This is a genomic window from Corynebacterium crudilactis (genome assembly GCF_001643015.1).
Taxonomy (GTDB): Bacteria; Actinomycetota; Actinomycetes; order Mycobacteriales; family Mycobacteriaceae; genus Corynebacterium; species Corynebacterium crudilactis.
Map to the genome: position 1 here is coordinate 607,223 of NZ_CP015622.1, position 16,199 is coordinate 623,421.

General features: G+C 52.6%; 13 protein-coding genes. 10 read left to right on the forward strand and 3 right to left on the reverse strand.

Features of this window, described 5'->3' with window-relative positions; all coding sequences use genetic code 11:
* The first annotated feature begins 5 nt into the window (after positions 1-5).
* From ccrud_RS02915 to ccrud_RS02925, 3 genes are all read left to right on the forward strand, one after another.
* Positions 6-2,363 carry a DUF6541 family protein gene (locus ccrud_RS02915; protein WP_066569435.1) on the forward strand — a complete coding sequence of 786 codons (2,358 nt, stop codon included), beginning with the start codon at positions 6-8 and terminating at the stop codon, positions 2,361-2,363.
* 134 nt (positions 2,364-2,497) lie between these two features.
* Positions 2,498-3,754, forward strand: coding sequence for a type VII secretion protein EccB (gene eccB / locus ccrud_RS02920; protein WP_066564610.1), 1,257 nt, complete (start codon positions 2,498-2,500; stop codon positions 3,752-3,754).
* A 145-nt stretch (positions 3,755-3,899) separates the two neighbouring features.
* Complete coding sequence (locus tag ccrud_RS02925) at positions 3,900-4,328, forward strand: TIGR02611 family protein (protein WP_066564613.1); 429 nt, start codon at positions 3,900-3,902, stop codon at positions 4,326-4,328.
* A gap of 252 nt (positions 4,329-4,580) precedes the next feature.
* Here ccrud_RS02925 and mycP read toward each other — a convergent pair whose 3' ends face one another.
* A complete protein-coding gene (gene mycP / locus ccrud_RS02930) occupies positions 4,581-5,795 on the reverse strand; it encodes a type VII secretion-associated serine protease mycosin (protein ID WP_066564623.1) in 1,215 nt (404 codons plus the stop codon).
* Entirely contained in the window at positions 5,796-7,169 is a 1,374-nt protein-coding gene (gene eccD / locus ccrud_RS02935) for a type VII secretion integral membrane protein EccD (protein WP_066564626.1), read from the reverse strand.
* 204 nt (positions 7,170-7,373) lie between these two features.
* Here eccD and eccCa point away from each other — a divergent pair, with 204 nt between their 5' ends.
* The 6 genes from eccCa to rpsI all read left to right on the forward strand — a co-directional run bounded on the left by eccCa (position 7,374) and on the right by rpsI (position 14,016).
* Complete coding sequence (gene eccCa / locus ccrud_RS02940) at positions 7,374-10,994, forward strand: type VII secretion protein EccCa (RefSeq protein ID WP_066564629.1); 3,621 nt, start codon at positions 7,374-7,376, stop codon at positions 10,992-10,994.
* Positions 10,991-11,902, forward strand: coding sequence for a type VII secretion-associated protein (locus tag ccrud_RS02945; RefSeq protein ID WP_066564632.1), 912 nt, complete (start codon positions 10,991-10,993; stop codon positions 11,900-11,902). The genes eccCa and ccrud_RS02945 overlap by 4 nt, the downstream gene beginning before the upstream one ends.
* A gap of 138 nt (positions 11,903-12,040) precedes the next feature.
* A complete protein-coding gene (locus ccrud_RS02950) occupies positions 12,041-12,370 on the forward strand; it encodes a WXG100 family type VII secretion target (RefSeq protein ID WP_066564634.1) in 330 nt (109 codons plus the stop codon).
* Between the two features lie 37 nt (positions 12,371-12,407).
* Positions 12,408-12,698 (forward strand): WXG100 family type VII secretion target, encoded by a 291-nt coding sequence (locus tag ccrud_RS02955; protein ID WP_066564636.1) that lies wholly within the window; start codon positions 12,408-12,410, stop codon positions 12,696-12,698.
* 326 nt (positions 12,699-13,024) lie between these two features.
* Positions 13,025-13,468 carry a 50S ribosomal protein L13 gene (gene rplM / locus ccrud_RS02960; RefSeq protein WP_066564638.1) on the forward strand — a complete coding sequence of 148 codons (444 nt, stop codon included), beginning with the start codon at positions 13,025-13,027 and terminating at the stop codon, positions 13,466-13,468.
* Complete coding sequence (gene rpsI / locus ccrud_RS02965) at positions 13,468-14,016, forward strand: 30S ribosomal protein S9 (RefSeq protein WP_066564641.1); 549 nt, start codon at positions 13,468-13,470, stop codon at positions 14,014-14,016. The genes rplM and rpsI overlap by 1 nt, the downstream gene beginning before the upstream one ends.
* Positions 14,017-14,094: 78 nt before the next feature.
* Here rpsI and ccrud_RS02970 read toward each other — a convergent pair whose 3' ends face one another.
* The gene (locus tag ccrud_RS02970) at positions 14,095-14,568 is read right to left on the reverse strand and encodes a hypothetical protein (RefSeq protein WP_066564644.1); all 474 of its coding nucleotides are present in this window, start codon (positions 14,566-14,568) and stop codon (positions 14,095-14,097) included.
* 144 nt (positions 14,569-14,712) lie between these two features.
* Between ccrud_RS02970 and glmM the strand changes: the two genes are divergently transcribed.
* A complete protein-coding gene (gene glmM, locus ccrud_RS02975) occupies positions 14,713-16,056 on the forward strand; it encodes a phosphoglucosamine mutase (protein WP_066564648.1) in 1,344 nt (447 codons plus the stop codon).
* Positions 16,057-16,199: the final 143 nt, after the last annotated feature.

The following is a 16,199-nucleotide window of genomic DNA, read 5'->3' on the forward strand; positions in this document are numbered from 1 at the left end:
CCTACATGCTGACGACATTATGGATTGCGGTATTGGTTTTTACCGTTCCTGGATTAGTCGTCTCTTGGGTCTCTGGGCTGAAACTGCCTTGGGCTATGGCGGCCTCAATTCCTGCCACCTTTGGTATTTATGGTCTGGCAGCGTGGGTGCTCGGCATCTTGGAGATGCGTTTTGATCTCCAATCTGTAGTAATTTCCACACTCATTTTTGCTGCCGTGGCATTAGTCTGGCGGTTATTTTTCGTGGGTGGCTGGTTGCTAGGCCGCAGAAAAACACGTATCCGTAAACAATCATTGGCAGATGAAGACGCTTCTGCTGAGGATATTTCTGTAGCAGAAGACCCTGTGGAGGCACCACAGCCTCAAGGTTTTTGGCGTTCTGTATGGGACTATCTGCGCAATGGTGGCATCCTAGATCACCGTTGGCTATTACCTGCAGCAGGTGCTTTGACTGGTTCTTGGCTCATTATTGATCGTGCGTTAAAACTTCTCTTGAGCACCGAGCATGGCTTGGGCGATATTGTCCAAGGCTGGGATGTGCATTGGCATGCCTCCACGGTGCGTTTCATTGATGAAACTGGCATTGCGTCCTCCACCATGATGGGGCAGCTGCGCAATATTGAAACACAGCAGGAACTGTTCTATCCAAGTGCCTGGCATGCTGGTGCTTGGGTGCTGTCAGATGTTGCGAATCTTTCTATCGTAGAAGCGACCAACTTAACTGGCATTGTGTTATCTGGTCTGTTGCTGCCTCTCGCGGTTGCGCTTATTGCGTGGCGGTTGGTTAATAACCGTGGCTTGACTGCACAGATCGGTGCAGGTCTTGCTGGCCTTATTACCATTGCATCTCCTGTCCTGTTCTGGGTAGGAAATTATGTGGGCGCATGGCCTTATGTTGCAGCGATTGGTGCTGCCGGCGTAGTGCTTGCTCTGTTCATGTCTACCCCTGCGGTTCCAGTGCGTATTTTTGCCGCTGCTTTGGCCTTTATGGGTATGTTCCAGCTGCACCCAGCTCCGGCGACCATCGTGATCATGGTGCTGTTGTTCTGGTGGCTGCTCAAACTTATCTGGGTACCAAGCCGCAAGGTGAAGGGCTCTAAAGCGGGACTCGGCATTCGCGTGAAGGATGTTAGCATTCTTGCTCTCACCGGAATTATCGGTGTGGCACTGATGCTTCCTCAGGTGATTTCTGGTTCGGAACAAACTGAAGAGGTGCTGTCTTATTCCGCCGAAGAACAAGTAACACGCAGTGAATCGTGGTTGATATCGATCTTCATGGATACCCGGCATGTGGATTTCTTCGGCACTATCGATATTCTTCCTGTGCTCATCTTTGCAGCCATCGGCGGAGTTATCGCGCTGGTGTGGCGCGGCAACCTGTGGGCACTTGTGTTCTATGGAGCAAGCGTTGCGCTCACTGCGAACTCTCTCAAACCTTTTGGTGAGCCGTGGGGAGATTGGCTCAACATCATCGGTGGTTTACATTATTCCACTGGACACAGGCTTATCATGCCGGTTGCCCTGTTTACGTTTGCAGCTGCTGGCATCGGTGCAGCCGCGGCGATTCGTGTGATTTGCTTGGGGCCAATCAAGAAATTTGCGGCAGTATCTGGAGTGGTTTCTGTTGTCATGGCGCTTGTCATTGCCGTGCCACTGCAGACATGGGCAAAGGATTTCGTACAGGAAGGCTCCGAAACCACTATCTTGGCGCCTCATGATGATCGCATGGTCAATGATAACGACCTTGCTGCCTGGGACTGGCTGATTCAACAACCTCGTGCGGCAGAGATGAACATCATGGGCGATCCAGCAGATGGCAACGGTTGGATGTATGCCTACAATGGTTTGCATTCTGTATCGCGTCACTATGCATGGCCGGCTGCCGGTGAAGGTTCTGCTACTGCCATGCTGTTCTGGTGGCCGCAGCTTCTTGGCACCGGAACTGATGGAAATCCAGACCAGATCAATGATGTAGATCTGGCTGCTCGTGATCTTAATGTCGGATACTTCATGATCAGCCCATGGACTTTTTGGGATTTCCAGATTCCGAATTTCCGCCAGATCGATTTGCTATGGGAAACGCCTGGTGTGACCCCTGTGTATAAAAAGGGCGATTCGGTGATCTTTGCGATCAATGATCAGTTCACTGATGCGGAACTTGATCAGATGCGCAAACCTGGAAATTCCCCAGAACTTCTTCCAGAGCTGTTAACCAAGGGTGAACTTGGGTTGGCGAAGGATGAAGATGAATTGGATCAAAATTATTACCACCGTCCAAGCACCCCAGCCCGTACCGAAGCAGTGCCCGCCAGCCCAGTGCTTTATGCTCCTGATCCGACAAAACCACATACAGTGCCCAACTAGCCTTATAGTTAGACTGCAAAATACACTATTTGGTTCCCTCTCAAGCATATTTTGAGAGTCTTCCCACTCCCACGCGCTGTGCGTTGTTATCCGAACTAGGATGGCTTAAGCAAAGGGGCTTGAGGGGGAAACAAGTGGCTGAAGGCATGCTGATGCCCACGACATCGGCGCAGGTATCGGGGCATAAATTTCTAGTTCGACGTATTGAACACGGCTTGGTCATGGGCGATGTCCGAATGATTCATGATCCATTGGGGCGCCGGCGCAGAGCACTGATTTTTGGGGTGGTTGCGTGTGTGATGTTGGCGGTGGGATCTGTAGCATTAGCGATGTTTCGGCCTGCGATGGATCCCGCCGATGCGTCACTGATCCGCGCTGAATCCGGTGCCTTATTTGTGCGTTTGGATCAGGCCGTGCATCCGGTGGCAAATGTGGCCTCGGCACGATTAATTGTGGGCGAGCCTGTAGAACCAGTTAATGCCAGCGATGCGATTATTGCGGATATGCCGCGCGGAGTGCCGGTTGGTTTAGCGGATGCGCCGGGGATTTTCAGCTTGAACAACCCTGACTCGGAGTGGTTTGTGTGCCAGGATGTGGGCTCGGGTGAATTACATGTTTTAGCAACATCCGGCGAACAGCAACCCACCCTGCTTGGGGAGGGGAAGGGATGGCTGGGGGCGTCGAAAAGTGAATCCGGGGAGGTCAGCTGGCACCTGATCACTGCGGAGGGACGCCGTGTACTGCCTGCTGCAGAGAGCCCACAGGGGCGCATTATGCGCCGCCATCTGCGCATTGATGAGGATACCCCGCGCCTTTACCTCACCACCGAGCTGCTCAACACGATCCCGGAGCGCGAGGAAATTCGCTTCCCAGATCCACTTCCAGAGCTTGTTGATGCCACACCCCGCAGTTGGCTGCGCACCGAAGGCAAGCTCACCGAGATCACCCCGCTGCAACGTGGACTGCTTATCGACGCCGGCTCCGTTGCTTCCCCCGACGCTACCGCACCTCTAGGCGTACACGTGGAAGGAAACAACACATTAGCGTTGCCTAGCATGGCAGTGGAGTGGCACAACCTAAACGGCGGTTTTGCCTGCGCAGATGGACAAGGCAAGATAGGTTTCTTGGAATCCATAGACTCAGGGGTGGCATTATCTGGCGATTCCCGCGCAGTAACTTTCAGCACCCAAGCTGGCGGTGCTGTGGGTGTAGACAGTGGATTTGGCTACTATGTGATTTCTGAATATGGACTCATGCACCCCGTTTCAACTGGCGATACGCTCTTATCCTTAGGAATTACCGAGGTAGATCAGGTGCCCTGGAGCATCTTAAGGCTACTGCCACAGGGAAGTGAACTCAGCAGAGAGACCGCGCTTACCCCTGCATACTGAGGAATATAGGCGCGGGGAGCGAGTAAACTCGGTGCTGTTCTTATGTCCTCTGCTCTGCAGCCGTTCAATAGTTCCAGGATGCATCTGTACTCATGTTTATTTTTGCTGATTTTCCCTTTTCCCTATGGGGATGTTGGGCTAACCCATGAGCACGATGCGAGAAATGGTCAGCGACCGCATTGACCGGCTACAAGATGCCCATGCGCGTTCCAAGCAAAAGAAATTCGGGTTTTTAGTTCGCCCCGGCACCTTGGCCCTTGGTTGGTTAGTGACGATCATCGGATTAATCACCATCCCGCTGCCTGGTCAAGGTTGGCTCACCACCTTCATTGGCGTGGGTATTTTATCCCTGGAGCAAAAGTGGGCGAAGAACCTGCTGGGCTGGGGAGTACACCAATATGACCGCTTTTTCACCTGGTATGGCAAGAAATCATTCCGTTTCCGCATGAGCGTATTGGCATTGATGATCCTGCTCATTTGGGCTGTTTTTATCGTGACGTTTTGGGCCTTGTGGTACACCGGGACGATCTCTTGGGCGGATGAATTTTTCACCTATCTGGGACTGAGCCGCTAGAGCTTGATTTAAGACCTCCAAATTTCAGAATGAGTGTTCGTATGATTCGAGCTTTCCGAGGCGCTTAGGCGCAGTTCTGAGAAGGCGCTTTTTTCGGGCTTTGGGTGCAGTTTTTAGCCAAACCAGACAGGGCTGCCCACGAAGCTGAAAAATCGACTCCGTGGGCCTCTGTGACCGGTTTTGAAGCCGAATAACCAAACCAGGCTGCCCACGATGCGGTTTTTTAGGATCGGTGGGCACTGTGGTTTGGTTTTAAAAACCCCTGCGCTGGCGGTGTCTGATTCCCACCACGATTGCCAATAACCCAAGGGCGCCACAGATCATAACGAGCACCGCAAGGCTTCGTTGACGCGGTGACTGATCAGAAGTATCAGGAATGCTTAGAGCGATCTCATGAATTACGGGATCGGCAGGATATATCTCCTGAGTCAGAGCTAGATAGGGGTCTATGGCCCCTCGTGCTGGGTCGATGCTGTTGAAAATCCGCAGACGAATTTCCTGAGGGGTAGCAAAAGGAAAGTGCTGTCTTAAAAGGGCAGCAGTGGCACTGACTACCGGTGCGGCAAAACTTGTTCCGGCAAAAGGGCTATCGCCTGATGTGGTGATCATATGGCTGGCGAAGCCGTCTCCGCGTGGAGATAATCCAGCGGGGATCTGACTCGGAGCGGAAAGCAGTTGTTGGTCCCCAGGCATGGAATAGTCGGCGAGGGTGTGGGAATCGAAACGCGCAGATACTGAAAGCACAGTATCGGAATGTGCGGGATAGACGGTGGAATCAGCGGGACAGTTTTGGCCCAGATTTCCTGCGGCAGCCACCACAATGGTTCCGTGTAATTCTGCACGGTTGAGCGCATCGGTTAAAGGTTGAAATCCATTCACATCTTCTGGCACATCAGAGAGACACGACACCACAGAAATATTGATTACGTGTGCACCGGCATCAAGTGCGCGGTGAATGGAATCCGCCAAGGTGCTTAACGTGCCGATGGTGGAGTTTTCGTGGGTGCGTATATAAGAACTGGTTTGTTTGATGGAGATAATTCCAGCATCGGGAGCCACTCCAAGGTAGGAATCGGCGGTGCCATCATAAGGCCAGCCTGATCCGGAGTTGTTTTGGGCGGCAATGATTCCAGCAACGATTGTTCCGTGTCCATCGCAATCGATAAGTTCGCCGGGCATATCTGGGCTTTGATGAGCACCAACAAAATCTCCACCAGGAACCAAATGGGGGAGCCGTGGATGAGGAGATACTCCTGTATCAATAACTGCCACCATGGTTCCAGCTCCAGTGGCGATGCGGTGTGCTTGCTGCAAAGACTGCGTTAGATGTTCATCCATGGTGGCTATGGAAGAGTCTGCGATGGCGACATCGGGGCATGCTAAAGCTTCAACTTCTTGGGAAAACGCAGCTGGAGTAGTAGCGATCAGCGCACAGAGCGCCAGGCCGAAGGTAAGAATCCGGCGCATTTATCCACCAAATCCAATATCCAGGGCACGCAGCATTCCAAAAATATCAAGTAAATGCAACGCTAACGGTAGGCTTATGGCCAGGCATAATGATTCCAATCGTTCCAACCACACGATGGTGGTGGGCTCGAGTGTAGGAATCTTATGGATCCACAAGGCAACACTGAAAAGTACCATCATGATCAGAGCAGTGGCAATGAGCGCAGCCACGGAATGCTGCCGGACAGTGGAAAGCGCAAGAGCTAAGAAACTGATTGCGGAGAGTGCCATTAAAGACCACGTGGGGATGGGCGCTTGATGGCGGTTTGCATGAAGAAGTGAAGACACTGCAATGCATAATGCAAAGATGGTGGTGCTCCACGTTCCAGGCGTGACCGACAGCAGCATCAGTGGCCCGCTTAACACAGTGAGCCCAAGGGTCTGGGCGTCGAAAAGCGTCTTTGTTCTCTGGATCTTTATTTGAGGATCCGCCATGGTGAGGTCGCTGACGGAGAGATCTTCGCCGGCGGTGGGCAGCGTTGGGACCCGAAGGCCTGCTAGCTGCGCTGCAATTTTTGGGGCGAAACACATGGTGATGGTGGTGCAGGCCGCGACAGTTAGCGCTGCGGGGCCACTGAAGGCTGAGTTTTTATCCCAAAGTGCCGTTGCTGCTGCGAGCACCAATAACCCAAATCCTGATGTGGATAGCGCTGCCGTGGTTAAAAGTGCAGGCCGATAAATCACATGAACCAGCAGACACGCAGCAAGCATCGCGCATGCACCGGCCAGAATTATCCATGTCATCCCTGTGTCGGGGACCGAAACGGAACCGCCAGAAACTATTAAAGATGCGCAGGCCCCAGCTCCGAGGATGAGTGCCACCGGCAAAAGAACTTTGAGAATTGGTGCGCGCCCACCTGGCAACCACAATAAAAGTAGTGCGCATAAAGCAAGGAAAAGCCCGATGCGTCCGGGTATCGCAAGTGGTGAAGCCACAGGGCTGGCCAATAAAGTTGCCACACCGCCAAGACCGGCGATGGTCATCAACTCAACGAGGTGTCCAGCACGGTGCTCGGAGGAGAACTCCACCAAAGCCTCTGCAACATCGCGCATTACCGGTGCTTCTAGATCTCGTTCAGGCGACAGCACAATGACGCTGCCTTGTCCCACCTGAGTATGTGACAACGGAATGCCACAATCAATGGGACTTCCAGCAGCAGTGTGGGCCACCCAAGGCCGAGAGATCCGAGGCGCATCCGTGAGTTCTAATACCTCATCCAAAATATCCGCGAGGCTCGAACCTGCTGGTAGTGATACATCTGCCACAGCTGCTGGGGTGTCCCCAACGGTGAGATCAATGCGGATGCTTAAGCGCAGTGCATTATCGATTGTCACAAGTTATCCCCCGAAAACTTTCACAAAATGTTCCCCAACAATGTGTCCTTGAGTATGCCAGCAATCTCTACAGCTAGCAGGGTTGGTGAGAATTCCCCCAGTTTTTAAAAGGAGGGAACCTTTTGGTGAGTTTTCCAGTCAAACCCTTATTGACAGCCCTTTTTATTTTTTGGCGGGGGACAACTGCAGGGGGAGGACGTATTCATGACAACATCGATGGAACAACACCAGGTTGATCAAAGTTTTGGGTTTATTGTGGATCCGGTGACGTGGTCGGAGCGTGATCCGGCTCCGCCTTTGCCTACGGAGCCACTGATTGCAGAAGCTGTGCCACAGGCGGTACGTCCAGCGCCGAAACCGCTATTTAAAGTGCTCATGCCGGTAATCATGGTGGCGTTGGTACTGGCAATGGTGGGTTTGATGATTCTTACCTCTGGGCAGCTCAATCCCATGGTGCTGATTTTTCCTCTCATGATGGGGATGAGTGTGTTGATGATGTTCGCGCCACCGGAAGGCGATGACACGGATGAAATCCGACGAACCTATTTACGCCACTTGAGTGCACTGAGGGTGAAGGCAACAGATCATGCCACGATGCAACGCAGACACGAATGGCATCGGCATCCGGATCCGGTGACCTTGTGGTCCATGCTGGGGAGTCGGCGCATGTGGGAGCGTGCACAAGATGATCAAGACTGTTTGGAGATTCGTTTTGGGTTGGGTGTAACCAGGCTTGATCCTGCGATAACTGTGAGTGATTCGGGCGCTCCAGAAGATCTTGATCCCGTGTGCGCAGTGTCTTTGCGCCACGCCATTAGAGATGTGGGTTCGGTGCAGAGCATGCCCGTATCGGTGCAATTGCAGGCGTTTCGGTTCATTGGTCTTAATGGTTCTGGCGCGCATGATCTAGCGCGGGCGATTGTGTTGCAGTTGTTGTATCACCATGGCCCTGAAGTGGTGGGAATCAAAGCGCTTGGAAACAGTGAGTGGGAATGGCTGAAATGGGTGCCGCATACCCGCGATCTGGAGAAAGCCGCCTTTCGGATTTTGCTGGTGGATTCGGTGCTGACCAACGGCACAGAAAGCTATATTGATGATCCCCAGTGGACCACAATCATCAATATCGGTGCCCAGACCAGCACCGCATTGGGCCAGCTGGCGGAGGATGAAGGGCTGCTGTTGCACGTCGATAAGCATATTCATGTGGCAACGGCCCACGGTGCCGAGGAGCTGGGCGCGCCGGATGCGGTGGCACCTGAGCTTGCGGCTGTTTTTGGCCGCCGGATGACTGCTTTTCGACGCGCGACCACTGCGCACTCAGCGCAGTCCGGCGAGTTGCTCTCGCTGCTGGGTATCGATGATGTGGAGCAGTTAACGCCGGAAACGCTGTGGATAACTAAGCGGGCGCATCCGCGATCGCGGCTGGCTGTGCCCTTGGGTTTGGACGCAATGGGGCGTCCGATGGTGTTGGATTTGAAAGAATCTGCACACGGCGGAATGGGGCCACATGGGTTGTGCATCGGCGCAACGGGCAGCGGAAAATCCGAATTATTGAGAACCCTTGTGCTCGGTTTGACGATCACGCATTCACCAGAAGAATTAAACCTGGTGCTGGTGGACTTCAAAGGTGGTGCCACCTTCCTAGGCTTTGAACAACTGCCCCACACGTCCGCGGTAATCACCAACTTGGAGGAAGAATCCATGCTGGTAGAGCGCATGCACGATGCTATTTCGGGGGAGATGAATCGCCGTCAGGAAGTGCTCCGCCAAGCGGGAGGGTGTGCCAATGTCGATGAATATAACAAGCGCCCGGATCTCAAACCGATGCCCGCGCTGCTCATTGTTATTGATGAATTTTCGGAGCTACTTGGCCAGCACCCAGATTTCGCGGATCTTTTTGTCGCCGTGGGACGACTGGGGCGTTCCTTGCATATTCATTTGCTGCTTGCCAGCCAAAGATTAGAAGAAGGTCGCCTGCGAGGTTTAGATTCCCATTTGTCCTATCGCATTGGTTTGAAAACCTTCTCCGCCTCTGAATCACGCCAGGTCCTAGGCATTACTGATGCCTACCAACTGCCCAGCCAACCGGGCGCGGGGTTTTTAAAATCAGACGTGGGTACCGTCACTAGATTCCAAGCCAGCTATGTATCCGGCCCCGTGCTCATCCGCCAAAATACGAACCCGCAGCACATACAAGTACGCCTGTTTAACGGTTGGGAAGAAGACCCCGCAGAAGTACTCATAGAACAAGGCACGGAATCGCTTATCGACGCCGTGGTTGCGCGCGCCATTAGCGCCGCTGGGCAGCGGCACTTAAGCGCTCATCGCATCTGGCTGCCACCGCTCCCGAAAGAAGTATCCATTGGTGCACTAGCCGATGAGGTTGGTGAGCTCAACGCAGTTATCGGCATGATCGATAGACCATATCAACAACGCCAAGATCCGCTGCTGATTAATTTTTCACTCAGCGGTGGCAGCGGACACTGGGCTATTTGCGGTGGACCACAAACTGGAAAATCCACTGCTTTGCGCAGCATCGTGGTCTCTTTAGCAGCCACCCACAGCACACAAGCCATCCGTTTTTATGTTCTTGATCTTTCCGGCAGCTCCCTAGAAAACCTCTCCCGCTTACCTCATGTTGCAGGTGTCGCAGGGCGTAAAGATCCAGAACGAGTCCGCCGTGTAGTCGATGAAGTGCAAGGTTTAATCAACAACCCAGAACCACGACACACTTTCCTCATAGTTGATGGCTGGCACACCATCACCCAAGAATTCGATGAGCTTTTTGATGCCTTTGTGGATATCGCAGCCAACGGACTTGCCGCAAAAGTCCACTTGGTTTTAAGTACTCAACGCTGGAGTTCCATCCGCCCAGCAGTCAGAGACCTGGTCACCGGAAGAATCGAACTGAAATTAGGCGAGGCGATGGATTCCGTCATTGATCGCAAAGCTCAGTTGCGTATTCCTCCACAACCTGGCAGAGGATTAAACCTGGACAAAGAACACATACTGATTGCGCACACCTCAAGCCAAGACATCGCCCAAGTATGCGTCATGGCACAAAGCAACAACTGGATGCCCGTTCCACAACTTAATGTGTTGCCAGCCGAGATTGCTCTTCATGAACTCACCCCAACTTCCGCGCCGGGAATCCCACTCGCGCGAGGTGGCGCGGAACTAGCTACCGTGACCTGGGATCCGGAAACAAGCCGACATCTTTTGGCATTTGGTTCCCAAGGCTGCGGTAAATCCACACTGATCAGCACAATCGTGACTGGCCTGAGCATCGTGGGGCGAGACAAAGCACGCTTGGTATTTTTCGATCTCCGCAGAACCCACTTGGGATTAGTGCCTGAAGATATGTTGGCTGCCTATTGTGCGACATCAGCGGCGGTGCACGACACCGTGAAAGACATTGTCGCCACGTTGTCGGCCCGCTTGCCCGGCCCCGATATCACTGCTGCGCAATTACGTGAGCGTTCTTGGTGGCACGGCCCGGATATTTATCTCATCATTGATGATTATGATCTGCTTCCCGCCGGTACGTTGCACCCGCTGCGCGAGATAATCCCACATTCCAGAGATATCGGATTACACATCGTGCTGGCTCGCAAAGCTGGCGGAGCATCGCGTGCGCTCTACGATCCGGTGCTCGCAGAGATCAAAGATCAATCACCGCACGTAGTGCTTTTCGACGCCGACCGCGACGAAGGTGCCATCTTAGGCATTAAACCCACAGCCCAACCACCAGGGCGCGCGTCGATGGTCATCCGTGGAGAAAACATTGGCGTTGCACAGATGGCACGGATTGGTGATGGCTTGTGACACTGCAGAAAATAACCATCACTGTGCTAGAAACCGCAACGATTTTTGATGGGTCAGAAACCATCTATCGTTATGACCTTGCTGCCGGAAGCATTCTGGACGGATGGGCGCTGCCAGCCATTTTGGATCAAGCAAAACAGATTGCTGCGGAAAACTGGCCAGATGCGGAAATAATCATCGATGGCACAGAAGAAGTAATCGAAGCATTAACCACAATGTTTGTATCCAAAGGGGTGAAATCAGCTCCGGTAGAACAAGAAATGCCAGAAGTCGCAGAAAATGAAGAAGCCCCGAAAATTAAACGGCCAACCAGTGGGAAACAGGTACGACATTTCTACGGAATCAAACCCGCGCATGTACTCCTTGCCAGTGTTTTAGTGGGCTCAATTTCTGGAGTGTGGTTGATTTCAGGGTTCATGCGCCCAGTAGATGCTCCACGAGTAGAACAGGTGGTGGATAAATCGCCGGAGGGTGCGTCGACAAGCATGCAGCCGACACCTCAACCGACCGTGCTGGTCACTGAAGACCTGCTCATTGAGGCCCCGTTTGGTTTTGAGCTTAAGAGCGATGGCGATGGGCCGGCGCGTTATCTGGAAGGCCCGGATCCAAATCTGCGGATTCATGTGAATGCTGATCCACTCCACGGTGCGGATGCAGCGCTGGTTCGTGAAGAGTTACAGCGCCTTATCGCGCAAGATCCCGTTTTGGAAGAATTACCGGCAGGGGAGTGGGGCGAGAAAACAACTATTGATTACCGCGAAACTCCCGGGGATGGTTCCAGTGTTTTTTGGGTGACCTGGTTTGAATCCGACCGACAACTCAATGTGGGATGCCACAGTAAAACTGCAGAAACCCTCGCTCACAAGGCACAATGCCGCAGCATCATTGAGCATCTCACATTGAAATAAAAAACTTTTGAAAAATAGGGAACCTAAACGTGGTTTTCACAGTCCAATATAAGTAGGAGGAGCAAAAAGCTTCTTCCGGGGGAACACCAGAAAAACTGGTGAACTAAACATCATTTCGTTCGAGGAGGGTCGAACCCAATGTCACAGCTTTTTAGGACAGAATCCGACGTCATGCTGGCCACTGCAGGCCAGGTAGACGATACAAATGACCAAGTTCAAAGCGAACTCAGCAGACTGCGCGGAGTCGTAGATTCCGTACGCGGCAGCTGGGCTGGCCAAGCACAAGTCAGTTTCGATGCATTGATGAACCGCTGGAATTCATCCGCACGTCAACTGCAGGAAGCATTGGCATCAATTTCTGACAACATCAGGCACAACGCGCGCAGCTTCGAAAACACCGAAGCAGACAACTCCCAGGCTTTCAACGCCGTCGGAGCTGGCGACAGCGGTGCTGGACTGTCTCTTTAAAAACACTGATTTCTGAAAAAGGATAAGGAATTTAAAAATGGATATGATCCGCTATGAATTCGGTGCCATTCAAGGTGCCTCAACCGATATCAACTCCACCTCAGGTCGTATCAACTCACTTCTTGATGGCCTCAAATCCCAGCTCCAACCAATGGTGGCCAGCTGGGAAGGTGAATCCAGTGAAGCCTACAACGAGGCGCAGTTGAAATGGGATCGCGCAGCAGCAGAGCTCAACACCATCCTGGCAACCATCTCAAACACCGTTGCCCAAGGTGCAGAGCGCATGTCTGATGTAAACCGCCGTGCTGCAGCAAGCTGGGGTGCATAACCTGACAGATTTGAAGGCGCGTGTCGGAATGAATGAGAAAATAAATTTTACAAAGGCGAAAACACACCCCGAACTTGTAAAAATCTTTTGACACGTTGCCACCCATATAGCAAAGAAGGTCATCAGTCTTTTGGCTGGTCACCTTCTTTTTTGTTTTTTCGGCCAGAAAGAGTACACTTTTATCTTTGTGTGTGGAGTCAAGCACGTCTTTTAAGGCACGCTTGGCAGCAGAGCGAATTCGGGTCACCACCGGCCGCCGTTTTCAGAGCTTTTCCTTAACACGTTTCTGGCTGGCAGTTCTAGACAGACTTATTTAAGGAGTCATAGTGTCTACTTACCACCCGAAGAGCGGTGACATCACCCGTAAGTGGTACGTCATCGATGCTGCTGACGTGGTCCTGGGTCGCCTTGCAACCCACGCCGCTGACCTGCTTCGCGGCAAGGGCAAGCCTTTGTACGCACCTAACGTTGACTGCGGCGACCACGTTATCGTGATCAACGCTGACAAGGTTGCAGTTACCTCCAACAAGCGCGAGCGCGAAATGCGTTACCGCCACTCTGGTTACCCTGGTGGACTTAAGTCCATGACCCTGGGTCGTTCCCTGGATCTGCACCCAGAGCGTACCATCGAGGATTCCATTGTTGGCATGATGCCACACAACAAGCTCACTGCTGCTTCCGCTAAGAAGCTGCACGTTTTCTCCGGTTCCGAGCACCCATTCGCTGCTCAGAAGCCTGAGGCCTACGAGATCAAGAAGGTGGCCCAGTAATGTCCGAGCCTATCCAGAACGAGAACGTAGAGAGCAACGTCGCAGACGCTGCTGACATCGCTGCAGCAGCTGCTGCAACCGAGGAATTCACCAACACCATTGGTGATGCAATCGCTGTCTCCTCCGAAGAAGAGACCATTGAGGCTGCTCCAGTAGTCCTCGAAGGCCCAATCCAGACCGTTGGTCGTCGTAAGCGCGCTATCGTTCGTATCCGCGTTGTCGCAGGATCCGGCGAGTTCAAGTGCAACGGCCGCACCCTGGAAGAGTACTTCCCTAACAAGCTGCACCAGCAGCTTATCAAGGCTCCTCTGGTCCTTCTGGACCGCGAGAACCAGTTCGACATCGTTGCAACCCTGAAGGGTGGTGGCCCAACCGGACAGGCTGGCGCATTCCGCCTTGCAATTGCACGTGCACTGAACGCATACAACCCAGCAGAGCGCGGCGAGCTGAAGAAGGCTGGCTTCCTCACTCGTGACGCTCGTGCAGTTGAGCGTAAGAAGGCTGGTCTGCACAAGGCACGTCGTGCACCTCAGTACTCCAAGCGTTGATATTTACTCATCGTTTGCGTCAAACCCGTTTCACCGAATTTTTTCGGTGGGGCGGGTTTTCCGCTTCTTTCAGGTCTTTTAAGGTTGGAGCCAGGCATTAATGTCGGGATGCAACCACATAGAAATCTCTTTTGAGTAATCGAGGAGCTCTTCTAGATTATTTGGGGTGCGGACATCATGGAAGGTACTTCCCCAATGAATGGTGTGCGGGGCATCGAGATCAATTTTTGAAATGAAATGATCACCGGCGATCGAACCCGCGTACATTAATTCCACTGCGCCGAATTCAATACTGGCAGGATTGTATCTGGGGAAGATTTGTGAAAAATAGGCCATAAAAGTGCTCTTCTCTCGTACTTCTACCCGAAACACAATCAAGATCAGATCTTCCTGGAGCCATGCTGCTGTCGTAGTAAGAGTCGGCCAATAGGTTTTGTCGTACATGTCGCCGTATCCGAAAGAATTCTCGGAAGGAATAAGATCTTCCAAGTATTGTGACATTCGGAAAACTACTTTTTCAAAGTCAAGATCATCAACTGGTTGATCATTCATCAATGCGCTGCTTTCTGTGAAACTACCCTGGCCACTAAATAAAAGTGTTCTTTAGTTCACATTTAACCAGCTTAGGCAAAGAAACTTTGGTGAACGGAGTTTTACTACCCAGCGATCTTTGCCAAGCGGTGCATAATTAACTGCATGACTCGACTTTTTGGAACTGATGGCGTCCGCGGACTAGCCAATGAAGTACTCACCGCACCTCTGGCTCTGAAATTAGGAGCAGCAGCTGCCCATGTACTCACTGCTGAGAAGCGCGTAAACGGCCGCCGCCCAGTAGCGATTGTTGGTCGAGATCCACGTGTCTCCGGAGAAATGCTTGCAGCAGCACTCGCAGCAGGTATGGCCAGCCAGGGCGTTGATGTAATCCGCGTTGGTGTTATCCCAACTCCTGCAGTTGCTTTCCTCACCGATGATTATGGTGCAGACATGGGCGTGATGATTTCCGCGTCGCATAACCCAATGCCTGATAACGGCATCAAATTCTTCTCTGCAGGTGGACACAAGCTCCCAGACCATGTGGAAGATGAAATCGAACGGGTCATGGACAGCTTGCCAGCGGAAGGCCCAACCGGTCATGGTGTTGGTCGCGTGATCGAAGAATCCCCAGACGCACAAGACCGTTACTTAGAGCACCTCAAGGAAGCTGTACCAACCTCTCTTGAAGGCATCACTGTAGTTGTCGATGCAGCGAACGGCGCTGCCAGCGTTGTTGCGCCGAAAGCATATGAAGCAGCGGGAGCCACTGTCATTGCGATTCACAACAAGCCAGACTCCTACAACATCAACATGGACTGCGGTTCTACCCACATTGATCAGGTACAGGCCGCAGTGCTGAAGCATGGTGCTGATCTTGGTTTGGCTCATGATGGCGATGCCGATCGTTGCTTAGCAGTAGATAAAGACGGCAACCTCATCGACGGTGACCAGATCATGGCTCTTCTCGCAATTGCGATGAAGGAAAATGGTGAACTACGCAAGAACACCCTCGTGGGCACTGTGATGAGTAACCTTGGTCTAAAAATCGCTATGGATGAAGCCGGAATTACTCTGCGCACCACCAAAGTAGGCGACCGCTACGTGCTCGAAGACCTCAACGCAGGCGGATTCAGCCTCGGTGGCGAGCAGTCTGGACACATCGTGCTTCCTGATTACGGTACTACTGGTGATGGAACTCTGACTGGTTTGTCGATCATGGCTCGCATGGCAGAAACCGGCAAGAGCCTCGCTGAATTGGCTCAGGCCATGACAGTGCTGCCACAGCTGCTGATCAACGTCCCTGTCTCTGATAAATCCACTATCGTTTCACACCCAAGCGTGGTTGCAGCGATTGCGGAAGCTGAAGCTGAACTTGGATCTACCGGCCGTGTATTGCTTCGTGCATCAGGCACTGAAGAACTCTTCCGCGTAATGGTTGAAGCCGGCGATAAGGAACAAGCACGCCGCATCGCAGGACGACTTGCAGCGGTGGTTGCTGAAGTCTAGTTCTTCCCATTCGTAGGCAGGTGAGGATTCACCATTTTGGAGCGGGGAGCTCAACAAAATGGTGAATCCTCACCTTTTTAGTGTCTAAAAACGTGGGGATCCCATTTTTCGAGGAGGGGTTTCGATAAATGGTAGATTGGCAC